10 protein-coding genes are annotated in these 14,125 nt (G+C 31.9%); 7 read left to right on the forward strand and 3 right to left on the reverse strand.

Annotation, left to right across the window (positions count from 1 at the left end; all coding sequences use genetic code 11):
• The first annotated feature begins 268 nt into the window (after positions 1-268).
• Positions 269-976, forward strand: a complete 708-nt coding sequence (locus Q0828_RS12120; protein WP_298420959.1) for a sulfotransferase family protein — start codon at positions 269-271, stop codon at positions 974-976.
• 117 nt (positions 977-1,093) lie between these two features.
• Positions 1,094-3,070 carry a dehydrogenase E1 component subunit alpha/beta gene (locus Q0828_RS12125; protein ID WP_298420962.1) on the forward strand — a complete coding sequence of 659 codons (1,977 nt, stop codon included), beginning with the start codon at positions 1,094-1,096 and terminating at the stop codon, positions 3,068-3,070.
• Between the two features lie 89 nt (positions 3,071-3,159).
• On the opposite strand, the gene Q0828_RS12130 is transcribed toward Q0828_RS12125, so the two are convergent.
• Together Q0828_RS12130 and Q0828_RS12135 are read right to left on the reverse strand one after the other, a co-directional pair.
• Positions 3,160-3,534: a hypothetical protein gene (locus Q0828_RS12130; RefSeq protein WP_298420965.1), complete on the reverse strand. Its 375-nt coding sequence runs from the start codon at positions 3,532-3,534 to the stop codon at positions 3,160-3,162.
• Between the two features lie 50 nt (positions 3,535-3,584).
• Entirely contained in the window at positions 3,585-6,092 is a 2,508-nt protein-coding gene (locus Q0828_RS12135) for a T9SS type A sorting domain-containing protein (RefSeq protein WP_298420967.1), read from the reverse strand.
• Positions 6,093-6,323: 231 nt separating this feature from the next.
• On the opposite strand from Q0828_RS12135, the gene Q0828_RS12140 reads away from it, so the two are divergent.
• The 5 genes from Q0828_RS12140 (at position 6,324) to Q0828_RS12160 (ending at position 12,792) form a co-directional block, all read left to right on the forward strand.
• Positions 6,324-6,959: a peroxiredoxin-like family protein gene (locus tag Q0828_RS12140; protein ID WP_298420969.1), complete on the forward strand. Its 636-nt coding sequence runs from the start codon at positions 6,324-6,326 to the stop codon at positions 6,957-6,959.
• Positions 6,960-7,259: 300 nt separating this feature from the next.
• Positions 7,260-7,826 (forward strand): LytTR family DNA-binding domain-containing protein, encoded by a 567-nt coding sequence (locus tag Q0828_RS12145; RefSeq protein WP_298420972.1) that lies wholly within the window; start codon positions 7,260-7,262, stop codon positions 7,824-7,826.
• A gap of 145 nt (positions 7,827-7,971) precedes the next feature.
• Positions 7,972-10,053 (forward strand): DUF2306 domain-containing protein, encoded by a 2,082-nt coding sequence (locus tag Q0828_RS12150; protein ID WP_298420974.1) that lies wholly within the window; start codon positions 7,972-7,974, stop codon positions 10,051-10,053.
• Between the two features lie 100 nt (positions 10,054-10,153).
• Positions 10,154-10,828, forward strand: a complete 675-nt coding sequence (locus Q0828_RS12155) for a DUF4386 domain-containing protein (RefSeq protein WP_298420976.1) — start codon at positions 10,154-10,156, stop codon at positions 10,826-10,828.
• 134 nt (positions 10,829-10,962) lie between these two features.
• On the forward strand, positions 10,963-12,792 hold the full coding sequence (locus tag Q0828_RS12160; protein WP_298420978.1) for an ankyrin repeat domain-containing protein: 1,830 nt from the start codon (positions 10,963-10,965) through the stop codon (positions 12,790-12,792).
• Here the strand turns inward: Q0828_RS12160 and Q0828_RS12165 are convergent.
• The gene (locus Q0828_RS12165) at positions 12,789-13,898 is read right to left on the reverse strand and encodes an acyltransferase (RefSeq protein WP_298420980.1); all 1,110 of its coding nucleotides are present in this window, start codon (positions 13,896-13,898) and stop codon (positions 12,789-12,791) included. The two genes, Q0828_RS12160 and Q0828_RS12165, sit on opposite strands and share 4 nt — an antisense overlap.
• Between the last annotated feature and the right edge of the window lie 227 nt (positions 13,899-14,125).

Raw genomic sequence — 14,125 nt, forward strand, 5'->3', positions numbered from 1 at the left:
AATATTTGTAAAACACATGGTTTATTTATCTAATATATACATCAGGGTAAAACCAAATTGTTAATAACTTTATAGCGTTTCATCGCTTATAGTTACAAATGTAGCTAAAAAAATACTGTCCAAAAAAGAGAGTTATTAACAATTTGGTGAATTAAAGAAATACAGTTGGAAAGTTTAGTATATTCACCTCCTGAAAATAATACTTTTTAGCTGTATAACTACTGTTAATGTTAGTAGTTTTAAAGATAATTAATACGATACCTAGTATATGAAATTTCCAGAATTTTCAAATAAAGAAAAAAGCGTTAGTATGTCGCCTTCAATTTCGTTTATAAAAGGCATATTTAGACGGCTATTTATATCTCCAAAAGAGAAAATATTTGTTATTGGATTTCATAAAACAGGAACTTCATCACTAGGAAAAGCATTGCAAATGCTGGGCTATAGAGTTTGTGGTGCTTTCCCAAGTATAGATCATACCGATATTGAATTTCTCAATAATAAGAAAGAAGTATTGAATACTATTGAGTCAATTTTTGACACATATGATGCCTTTCAAGATACGCCTTGGTTCTGGTTTTATAAAGAATTACACGAGCGCTATCCGAATGCAAAATTTATTCTTTCTAGTAGAAATCCGCAAAAGTGGATGCGTAGTGTTTCAAATCATTTTGGAGGAAATCCGAATTGGAAATTTCATAGTTGGATTTACAACGGAAATGGAGATCCAATAGGAAATGAAGATTTGTATATTGAAACATTTAAAATGCATAATGCAGAAGTAAAGGCTTTTTTTGAAGGAAATCCTAACTTTCTAGAAATGAATTTGGCAGATGGCGACAATTGGAACAAATTGTGTTCTTTTTTAAATCGTAGAAAGCCACTGTATACATTTCCACATGTAAGTTCAGTAGGAGATCAAACTAATAAGAAGCGTCAGTTGATATATAAAATCAAAAAAATGCTTGGATATTGATGCTACTTTTTTTCTAAAGAAATATTATCAAAAAAATTTTTGATGAACCGTTTTTTTTGGTCATTTTTGAATATATAATTAATGGTGACCATACACCAACCAACCAGACACAAATTCATGTTATACGACAAGGGAAATTTGACCAACGATACGTTGATCTCATTATATAAAAAAATGCTCAAGCCGAGAATGATAGAAGAGAAGATGTTAATTCTTCTTCGTCAGGGAAAAATCTCAAAATGGTTTGGCGGAATTGGACAAGAAGCAATTGCAGTCGGAGTTACTTCTTCATTAACAAAAGAGGAATATATTTTACCAATGCACCGTAATTTAGGTGTATTTACTACACGAGAAATCCCTTTATTTCGCTTGTTTTCACAATGGCAAGGAAAAGCCAATGGTTTTACCAAAGGACGTGATCGTAGTTTTCATTTTGGTACGCAAGAGTTTAATATTGTGGGAATGATTTCGCATTTAGGACCACAAATGGGCGTTGCTAGCGGAATTGCTTTGGCAAATAAATTGAAAGATAATAAACATGCATGTGCTGTTTTTACTGGTGAAGGGGGAACAAGTGAAGGAGATTTTCATGAAGCATTGAACGTAGCTTCTGTATGGAGTTTACCAGTTTTATTTTGTATAGAAAATAATGGATATGGTTTATCTACACCAACTTCGGAGCAATATAATTGTGAGCATTTAGCTGATAGAGCCAAAGGATACGGAATGGAATCACATATTATTGATGGAAATAATATTGTAGAAGTATATACAAAGGTTTCCGAACTTGCAGATAGTATACGTAAAAACCCAAGACCAATTTTGCTAGAGTTTAAAACCTTTAGAATGCGTGGACATGAAGAAGCGAGTGGTACGAAGTACGTTCCGAAGGAATTAATGGCAGAATGGGCAGCAAAAGATCCAATAGATAATTATCGTGATTTTTTAACACTTGAGGGTATTTTAACAGCTGAACAAGATGAAGAGTTTCGAAAAGAAATTAAAGCTGAAATTAATGAAAATTTACAAAAAGCTTTTGATGAAGAAAAAATAAGCTCTACTAAAAGTATAGAATTAAGTGACGTGTATCAAGATTCATTATTTGAGGAAGTTATATGTAATGAAGAAGTTGAGAGTATACGTTTTGTAGATGCAGTTTCGAAAGGATTAAAACAATCAATGGAACGTCATGATGACTTGATAGTCATGGGACAAGATATTGCTGAATATGGTGGTGTTTTTAAAATTACAGATAAGTTTATAGATCAATTTGGAAGAGATCGCGTACGCAATACACCTATTTGTGAATCGGCTATTGTTTCAATGGCATATGGAGTTTCTGTAAACGGAATGAAAGCTGTTATGGAAATGCAATTTGCTGATTTTGTTTCGAGTGGATTCAATCCAATTGTGAATTTATTAGCAAAATCACATTACCGTTGGAATCAAAATGCAGATGTAGTGGTTCGAATGCCATGTGGTGCAGGTGTTGGTGCTGGACCTTTTCATTCACAAACAAATGAAGCTTGGTTTACTAAAACGCCAGGGTTAAAAGTAGTATATCCAGCATTTCCGAAAGATGCAAAAGGTTTGTTAGCTGCCGCTATTAATGACCCAAATCCAGTATTATTCTTTGAACACAAAGCATTGTATAGAAGTATTTATGAAGATGTACCTACTGATTATTACACCTTACCATTAGGAAAAGCTTCGGTATTAAAAGAAGGAAATGATATAACGATTATCACTTACGGAGCAGCTGTACATTGGGCATTGGATGTGTTAGGTAAGAATACTGATATTTCAGCAGATTTAATTGACTTACGTTCTTTACAACCATTAGATACAGCGGCAATTTATGCTTCAGTTAAAAAGACAGGAAAAGCGATTATTTTACAAGAAGATTCGTTGTTTGGAAGTATTTCTAGCGATATTTCGGCTATGATTATGGAAAACTGTTTTGAATACCTTGACGGACCTGTAAAGCGTTTGGCTAGTATGGAAACACCAATTCCATTTGATCAAGGCTTAGAACAGCAGTATTTGGCTAAAAACGAGTTTGAAGACGTATTGAAGGAAGTATTAGCGTATTAGATTTTAATAAGCTAGTTTAAAACATAAAAAATCCCAATATTCTATGAGTATTGGGATTTTTGGGTTAGTAGTAAATAGGAGTGAAGGCGTTACCTTCGTGTTATAGTTTTTTCTTTGAATGTTGAAATATTCAATGCACCATTCGTATCGTTAGCTTTGTAGTAAATGATCGCTTTTTCAGTGACATCATTAGTTGCACTTTTTGTGTCAGCAACCGTGAAATTACCTTCATTTAATGAAGCATTAAGTGTATAATTTTTATTGTTCTTCTTTTTTGATAAATAATGATTCACTTTATATGTTTTGCCTGCATCATAAATTAAAACACTATCGACATGAAGATCGATAGTGTTTAACAGTGTTATCTCAAAAAGATAGTTAGTGTACGGCTTAGTCATATCTGTGCCTTGTATAATGGTTTGCTTTGTAGAAGATATTAGCTTTATACCTTCATCACACGCCATTATATTGAGTGTTAGTACACATAATATAAATAATATTAAAAACCGTTTCATTAATTAACAACAATTTTCTTTATAATACTTTTTCCGTCATTACTAATTTTTACCATGTATAAACCTTTTGCAAAACCATCTAAGTCTATTTTTTCTTCAGTAGCAGTTGTATTGATTTCTTTTACAACTGAACCAATAAGGTTGTATACAAGGATGTTTTTATTTCCTGATAAATTTTGTAATGATATAGTAAACTTTTTATCTATAGTTGGGTTTGGATATACTTTTACAGCATTTTGTGGTAATTGCGTTTCCCCAACAGATAAAGAAGCTTCGTCAATAGCAACTTCCCAAACACCTCTACCAAATGTAGCGGCACGTAGTTTGTTAGTTGCATAGTGAATTTCAATATCGTTTACAATTACATTTGGCAATCCTTGTCCTAAACGTACCCAGTCGCCAACAGAATCAGTTCTGTAGTATACTCCTAAATCTGTTGCTAGGAATAACTCTCCATCTGTAGTTCCAGTTCTGTACAGGATTTTATGTGTTGGAATGTTTGGTAATGTCCCAGTAATGTCTACCCACAAGGCTCCACTAGTGGTAGATTTATATACTTTCCCTGCTTGATATCCAGAATATGCAATATATACTTCGGTAGGATTTGTTGGATGTACTTCTATACTTTTTACATTTCCTGCTTGTGGTAACGCAACTGGTGCCCAAAAAAGACCTCCATTAGTTGTTCTACGTACGCCATTACTTCCTGAAACATAAATTACATCAGGATCAGAGGGAGCAATAGAGATAAATTCAACAGTTCCAACACCTGAATTTAAGTTTGTCCAATTGTTTCCTTGATCTACTGATCTATAAATATCTCCAAAACCTCCAAAAATAGTTGTAGGTACAGTTGGATGAATTTCTAATTCCCATACAAAAGGAGCACCATTTGGTGTAGGGACAAATTGTGAAGAAGCAAATCCATTAGTTGTTCTAAACATAGTTCCTGCTTGGCTACAAGTCCACGCAATATCACTGTTAGAATAATCCCATAAACCTTCAACTCCATCACTTCCTGGATTTCTTCCAATCCAATCGGTTCCATCATATTGTCCTATATCATTATCTTGTGCTCCAGCAATTAATAAGTTTGCATTTTGCGGTGTTCCAGATACATTATAGTATTGTGTAATAGTAATTCCTGAAGATAAATCTGCCCAAGCATTATCTAATTGTGCATCTCCCATAAAAATTCCACCATCATTTACAGAAATAGCCATATTAGTTCCCGGAACAAATTTCATATCATGATGATCAGAATGCACATAAAAATAAGGATTTCCAGCTTCCCAATATCCATCTAAATATTTTTCCCATGTAGCACCTCCATCAGTGGAACGCCATCCATCAACACCACCAGCTAAAACTAAATTTTCATTTATTGGAGAAATTGCTAAAGTAACATTGTAACCACCTTGTGAGCTGAAGCCAGGAATGTTTCCAACAAGTGTCCACATACTTCCTTGATCTGTAGATCTTCTAATTCTTCCAAAATTATCAATTGATAATATTAAATCAGTATTAGCTGCCGTAGTTGCAAAATCTAATCGAGAAAAAGCCGGTCTAGCTGCTACTGTCCATGTAGTTCCATTATCTGTAGAAACATAAAAACGTCCAGATCTAGAAGTTGCATACATAATTGTATTACTTCCTTCTTTATAGCCTATATCATTAAAAATAGCTGCATTTTCAGTAAATACGTCTGTCCAAGTAGTTCCCCCGTCAGTTGTACGCTTGATATTATTTCGTGTAGTAGCGAAAACTGTATTTACATTATTTGGATCAATCAATACCTTTGAAATAATATTACTTTGACCTAATGTAAACGATAAGCCTGTAATTGCCCAATTGTTACCTCCATCAGTAGTTTTTAATACACCTACGGATCTATTTTGAAAACCATCTACATCTCCAGTTGCAGCATATACAATGTTTGTATTTGTAGGGTCTATAGCAATATCAGAGATTCCCATATTTGGAAATTCATCTCCTTGTGCTGTCCAAGTTGTTCCTCCATCAGTTGTTTTCCAAATTCCTCCTGCGGGTGTACCAATATACATAGTATTTGTGTCATTTCCTGCAAAAGCAACTGCATTTATACGCCCCATTCCTGGATAGAAACCAATATTTGAAACGGGTGGCGTTATGGGACCTAAAAGTGACCAAGCTACATCAGCAACTGTTTCAGGACTATCCGAAGTACGTTGTTGTTCTTGCTCAGTATTCCAAAGGTTAGCCATGTATGAAGCTGGCATAAATTTACCATTTGGCAATACACGATCTTTCCAAAAAGCTGCCCAACGTTCAAATTGCTTAACTTTTTTTCTACTTTTTCTATCTGTGTTATTTCTTAAAGGAGCTAATACTTGATTTTCTTGTTCAACAATTTCAAAATAGTTACTGTTTTCATCAAGAATAGAGGTTCGCCAATTTTGTCCATAGGTTAGCGAGGAAAATCCTAATGCTAGGACGCCTGTAAGCGTTAAACATAGTTTTCTTTTCATGTGAGAGTTTAGTTTTTAGGTTTAGCAATTTCTTTGGAGTTAAACAGCTTATATTGAAAACACCCTACTTTTTATCTATAAAATTAATTAAATATGTATTTTTTTATGATTTTAATAACGAATTCAATAGTCGTGTTGTATATATATGGATTCGTTAATGTGTTGATTACAAAATAGTTCAACTTATTTGTAATGTTTTAGAAATTTTACTGTCTAAAAACAAAAATATATATGAGTTTAACAGCACAGTTAAAAGAATTTGCAGCCGCAAGTATAAAACGTCATCCAGGTGAAGCACAAACTATTATGAAACAAGCTATTGATGATTTAGTAGCAAGCGAAATGATTCAGAAAGCTTTAAAAACTGGAGATCAACTTCCTGAAATTGTATTAGGAAATGCATTGGGAAACCAAGTAAATGTCAATGATATATTGAAAGAAAGCAAAGTAGTCATTGCTTTTTATCGTGGAAATTGGTGCCCATACTGTAATATTCAGTTACGTGCTTTACAACAAGCTGTTCCTGAGTTTGAAGCCAAAGGAGCTAAGTTAGTAGTTATTGGTCCTGAATTACCCGATAACTCATTAACAACAACAGAAAAAAACGAATTAACTTTTGAAGTCTTGTCAGATATTGATATGATTGTTGTGCGCAGTATGAATTTAGTATATCAATTGCCAACAGCATTGCAGGAATTATATGAAAAATTTGGTATTGATTTAGAAACGAATCAAGGAAATGAAAATCAGGAACTTCCAATAGCAGCTACGTATGTTGTAGAGCAAAACGGAACGATTTCATATCACTTTTTAGAAGAAGATTACAAATTAAGAGCAGATCCCCAAGATATTCTCAACGTACTTTAAAAAAGTATTGCAATTAGCTATATAAGAAGACCGTGAAAACGGTCTTTTTGTGTTTTCTAAATATGTATTGGTGTAACAAATTATAAAAATGAATGTCTATTTTAAGAACATTATTATTTTTGTTACATGAATAAACTAAATCCATCTATAAAGCATCATATATTAATAGCTATACTTATTAGTGTTTGGATTTTTCTTTTTGCTTTTTTCATACGACCATTTGAACACGGGAGAATGGATCTTCTAGTATGGACAAAGGTAAGCCTAGGCTTTAGTATATTAGCCTTCATATGTTATGCTATGATTAGCTTTCTTCAAAAAAAAATCTATGAAAAAGTATCCAATTGGAGTGTAGGTTTTGAAGTGTTGATATTGTTTATTTTCTATGTTATATATAGTATAGGAACTTATCTTTTTTATAAGAGCCCTATTATAAAAGGAATATATGATTTTCAAAAGTTTTTTGTAGAAATCATACTTGTTTCTTCTTTGATTATAACACCAATTCTTATTCTAGTTAGAACGTATGCTATCAAACTAATTCCACCAAAAAATGATGATATTACTATTAAAGGAGATAATAAATTAGATATTCTAAAAATAAAGAAATCTGATTTAATTTGTATTTCTAATTCACAGAATTATGTGGAAATTTTCTATCTTGAAAACAATGAATTAAAATCGAAATTGATTCGAAGTTCATTGAAAAAAATAGAAGAAAACTTCGCTTTTTTAATACAAATTCATCGTTCACATTTAATCAATCCGAAGCATTTTAAATCATGGAAAGATTCAGCAACTATTTCATTGACGCAAATGGAGCTTCCAGTTTCAAAAAACTATAAAGAGCGCGTTTTAGCACTATAATTTTGTACCAAAAAACACGTGTTTTATACCTAAACAAAGCATTTTTACCTAAAATCATAGATTTTATACCTTCGTAATTAGATCACATTCAAAACTGTTTTTTTGATTCTATTTTTGAAATTCATCAATCAAAAAAACAATCAAAATGAAAAAATTACTTTGGCTAATTTTTATAGCCTTATGTCTCTACATTAGTTTCGATCCTATAAAATACTTTTTTGCAGACCAACCTATTGGTTTATTATCCACAAAATCTCTAGAAGTCTTAAGTAGTAAGTTGTATATGATTCCTTTTTATATACACATCACTTTTGGTGGAATTGCATTATTTGTTGGTTGGATTCAATTTATTAAAAAGTTTCGTAAGAAATTCATGAAACTACACAGAATCATTGGAAAAATTTATGTGTTTTCAATCTTCATTAGTGGACCAGTCGGGTTTTACATAGGATTTTATGTAAAAGGCGGAATTGTCAGCAAAGTTGGGTTTACATTTGGCGCACTTATTTGGGTACTATTTACGTATTTAGCGTATCGTTATATACGAAAAGGGAATGTAACCAAACATCAGGAGTTTATGGCGTATAGTTATGCAGGAACTTTTGCTGCGGTAATGTTACGTTTAGTTCTACCACCATTAATGATGTTCTTTAGCTTTAAAACAGCGTATGGAATTTCGGTTTGGATGAGTTGGATTCCAAGTGTAACAGCAGTATATCTATACTTTCACAAAAGAGAACTCCTCAAAACGATCTATAAAAAATATAGGCTTAAAAAAGTTTCTATCGGAATTGCTGCTTTAATAGGAGTAATGTTCATCATATCATACACGAGTCCGCAAACATGGTTATATAAAAACGCCACTTTTGAAGGAACTAGTTTTGAAAAAAATACAGCCCTAGCTAATTCAAGTTTTACTAAAGAAAAACTAACTGAAATTGATACGTATTTAAAAGAAGAATCTAATACTACAAGCATGATTGTGCTAGAGCACGGAAAAGTAGTGTATGAATATGGAGATGTTTCTGAAATAAGTGATAATGCTTCTGCTCGAAAAAGTATTTTGGCAATGTTGTATGGAAAACATGTCGAAAATGGTAGCATCAATCTAAATCAAACTATAGGAGATATAGGAATTGATGAAGATGATACTTTGTTAGATATAGAAAAACGAGCGACTGTAAATCATATTATTACAGCACGTTCAGGTGTGTTTCATGATGCAGCAAATGATGGATATGATACTGCAAATCTAAAGGAGCGAGGTAGTGAACAACCTGGAACTTATTTTCTTTATAATAATTGGGATTACAATTTGGCAGGATATATTCTGGAAAATAAAACTGGAGAAACGGTATTTCAAGAGTTAGAGGAACAATTAGCAATCCCTTTGGGTTTTCAAGATTGGAATATTAAAAATCAAGATAGAACGATCAATATAAAAAAATCACGTTATTCAGCATATCAAATACATCTTTCTACGCGCGACATGGCCAAAATTGGACAATTGATGTTGCAAGAAGGTAACTGGAATGGAAAACAGTTAATTTCTAAAAACTGGATTAAAAAAACTATAACTGAAGTCACACCAAAAGATACTGTAAATAAGCGCTACAATAGAGACGCGTCAAGTCCTGTACAGTTTTCTTATGGATATATGTGGTGGTTGTTTGATCGTTTTTATGACAATCCAGATTTAGAAGGAGCCTATACTGCTAGGGGCGCATTCGGACAATACATTACTGTTATTCCAAAGCGCGATATTGTTGTTGTTCATAAAACAACTGTTGATATTTATACATTTTTAAACTTTTCAGATAGAACTTCAACTCCGTCATGGCGTTATTGGTGGATTTTACGAAACTTGATGTTGAATAGAAAATCCTTAGCAGATTTAGCAAAAGAAAAATCGACAAATGAAATTATAGCGTTTATCAAAACGGAATATACTAAAGATTCTGAGTATGCTATTTCTGAAAGATTAATCAATGAATATGGAGCATCTTTAGCAAAAAAAGGAAAACATAAAGAAGCAATACAATTTTATAAGCTCAATTTAGAAATCTATCCAGAAGGTTATTACACACATCGTGTTTATGATTTTTACATAGAAAGTTTGCGAGGTCTTAGTAGAGAAAACGAAACATTACCATTGATGGAAAAATCTTTTGAATTAAATCCTTGGAATAAAAAATTAGAAAATGAAATCAAAAAAATGAAATCATGATTTACAAAAAGACACTTTCACACAAAGTGTCTTTTTTGATTTAAGTGTAACAATTTAACTCATTATGAGTCGTATACATATCAATCAAAAAAACAATAACATGAATTCAAACCAAAAAACAGCAAGAATAATCGGTGTATTATTCTTGCTCATCTTCGCTATTGGCGTAACAATGTATCAATTTTTGCAAAGTCCATTATTTGCAGATAATTTTATAACAGCAACTGCAGCCAATGCAACTAATATCATAATTTCAACAGTATTAGGTATTGTTAGTGGGTTAATTTCAATTATGATAGCAATATTATTGGTTCCGATTTTTAAACAATATAGCTATAAACTAGCTTTAACGTATGTAGCATTCTGTATTCTTAGTTGTGTTATGATTTGTATTGATAATATAAGCGTATTATCACTATTAGACCTAAGTCAAGCTTATGTAAAAGGAGGAGGAAATACTACTGATTTATTTAAACTCATGGGAACATTGTTGTATGAAAGACATGCCTGGACACACTATTTATCATTATTAGTATCGTGTTTTCCAGTATTTGTATTGTATTTTACAATGTATGCTTCCAAGTTAATTCCGAAAGTCATTTCAATTTTTGGAATGCTAGCTGCGACCCTTATGCTTGTTGAAATGACGGTGTCAATATTTGGACATAGTATCAGTATGAATATGATGATTCCGATGGCTTTAATACAATTGATTCTTCCTATTTGGTTACTAATCAAAGGATTTAATTCTTCAAAAGATATAGTCTTAGAATAATAGAATTTTAGATAGTAAACTTTATAAAAGCTCAGCAAAATTTGTTGAGCTTTTTAGGTTTTAATAATTGGATAGTAGCCAATAAATAGTTAGCTTGTTTACAAATAAAACTATTGTTAGACTACAATCAATTTATGGATATACAAAATTTGAATTTTGAATCACGTTCCCAAAATCCTGGAGATTATCATTTAGGTATAACTGTCACAAGTAAAGAAGAAAAACGACTAAAATTACATGTATATCTATTAAGTCGAAATTTTGAAAATACTCCACGAACGCACATGTTTGGCTTGGTTACAATTTTAAATGCGCCAAATACACCAGAAGATTTGTTGACAACGATCAATCCTGAATTTTCAAAACTAACGATCAAAAAGAACAGTCTCTTTCTGGCAAATCAACTCATAACATCTGTAATTGTGGCTAATTTTATCCAAACAGGATATCAAGCACACTTGTGGGAATCCAGATATCATATTCCTTTTGATGAAAATTCTGATTTATCCACATTTGATGAACTTATGCAAGCAGATGTAGCCATAACAGTTAAAGACGCCAAACTCATTGAGCATATTTCAGAAGGAATGCAATGGAAATCTACAAGTGCTAGTGGAAGTCCGTTTTGGTATCTAGAAAATTATTCGGTTAATCCTCCAATGTATACTGCATTATATAATTCGCTTGGCGGAAAATGGGTATATCATGAAGGTGAAATAGGAGAGAAGGGAATTCGAAAGCCTATGAAAGGCATGTCTGTAAACTATACCAAAATACCAAAAATAGGAGAAGAGTGGGTTGCTAATAAAGAGAAAGAAGGATATAAATTGTTATATAAAAACTATGATACATCGTATTATTTAGAAGAAGAAATTAGAACAAATCTTAAAAAGGAACGTATTGCCAATAATAAATCTGAATATAGTTCAGAAGCGTTTGAAGCCTATAGGACTAAAAATGTAAAGGCTATTAAAACCATTTTAGAAGAAAGAATACATCCAGATAGTCTGAAAGATAGAAGAGGAGATACTTTATTGTATGAAATAATAGATTCGTATAAAAAAATGGAGCCTGAGCATTTTGAAATGATTCAATTGTTACTTTCGTATGGAGCCAATCCAAATTTGAATGATTTTATGCCTTTAATTCATCAAGCTTGTCATTACCGTAATGAAGAATTTGGAGATGAAATTATAAAACTATTACTAAAACATGGAGCGGCTATTGATAGCTTTTGGATGTACGAAAAACAAACCTTAGTGCATACGGCCGCGAGAAATGGTCGATTATGGCTTGTGGAATATCTATTACAAAAAGGGCTAGATGTTAATTATAAAGACAAAAAAAATACTAGCCCACTTATTTTGGCAATTCAGGGAAATACAAGTACTGTGGAAACGCTTCAATTTTTATTGGATAATGGTGCAGATACCACTGAATTATACGCTTTACATAACGGAAAAACAACTCTAAATCGATTGATGTATGAAGATCGAATTGATATTTTAAATTATTTAGTTTCGTTAAATGTAGATATTAATGCGATTGACGAAAGTGGTTATCCATGTATTTTTGATTGCGCAGAATACGGACCTTTTGTAATGTTTAATGAACTCATAAAATTAGGTGTAGATGTAGAACCGCATTTATCAAATATTATGCATCGAATAGAAATTCGATTACGTGATAAAAGTTTTTCCAAAGATATTAAAGACACTGCTTTTCAGAAGTTAGAATTATTATATAAAAACGGCTATGATGTTAGTAAATTCGATACTTTAAGCGGTATTATTGATAGTGTCAAGAATCGAAAAAAGTTGAAAAAATACGAGGAAAAAATGATCATTTCCTTACTTAAAATGGGGTTTAGACATTATAGCGAGTATAACTTTTTAGCATATATAAACAAAATTAATAATACCGTAATTTTAGATGTATACAATCAAATGAAAACGATAGATTAAGTTTTCTTTTTCATACCAAATAATACACGCGTAATTTTAAATGGATACACTAAAAGCTTGTAAATCAATATGATTGCAGGAAAAGAAGTAATAATTAATAGTATTATTTTTACAGGAATATTTACATCCAATTGAATGATGTAATAGGCAAAGATTACAATGACAGTTTGATGCAAAATGTAAAACGGATAAATAGCTTCATTGAGTTTTTTTACCAAGGAACTTTTTTTATTAAACCAAATTTGTGCGTATCCTAACAAAGTAATTACAAAACTCCAACCAACCAAACAACAGACTACATACCAAAGATTCCAAAGTATATTTGTAGAAAAATAAGGTGAAAGCAATTCGTGCGGCATTAAATAATACGTATAGAAAAGGATGGAACTTACTAAAAATATAACAGCGTTTAGTTTACGGTATTGTTTCAAATGGTTCCAAGTATTTTCTGCGGAAGCGAACAACATACCAGCAATTAAGAAAAAACCAAAATAGAGTGTTGATGATAGGTTAATAAGACTTTTACTATCGTCAGGAAAGTATTTTTTAGCGATAGTTAAAATTAAAATCAATGGAATTACACCTAAAAACAATCCTAACTTTTTTGAAGTTACTCGTTCTATAAAAGTCACTAATTGAGTTGATTTTGGTGAGTTCAAGAATAAAATAAACGGAATCAAAATCATAGACATCCAAAATAGATTTTCAATAAACCAAAGATGATTTACATCAAAATGTCCGTTTGCGTATACATCCCAATATGAAGAAAAAGATTCAATATTTCCAAAATATATTTGTGGAGGAACTATAACCAATACTCCAAAAAACAGTGGAATTAATAAACGGATGGCACGTTCTTTTGCAAACTGAACCCAAGTGCGTTTTGAAAAAGCAAAAATAGTTCCTGTTCCAGAAATTAAAAATAATAATGGCAATCGGAATTGTTCAAAGAAAACCATAATATCATCTAATAATTTACTAGATTCCGGATTCATAATGTCAAAATTATCACCATTAAAAGGCATTCCTATGTGATGAAAATATACGGCTAAAATTGCGATGACGCGTAACCAGTCTAAATCGTATCTACGTGTTTTTGTAGTCATAAAATCGTTCGTTTTTTGATATGACAAACGTAAGTAAGATTTTAATGTAATATTTTGAAAAGTGACTGTTTGCAAGGTGTTGTGACGAAATACATGCTTTGATACTGCTAAGTACAAGCACTTCGACTTAGCTCAGCGCGAGCACTTCGACTTAGCTCAGCGCAAGCACTTCGGTTTTACTCAGTGCGGGCATTTTTGATTAGTTATTATTAGGAGTTTGGATAAAG

Source organism: uncultured Kordia sp. (assembly GCF_947496985.1).
Classification (GTDB): Bacteria; Bacteroidota; Bacteroidia; order Flavobacteriales; family Flavobacteriaceae; genus Kordia.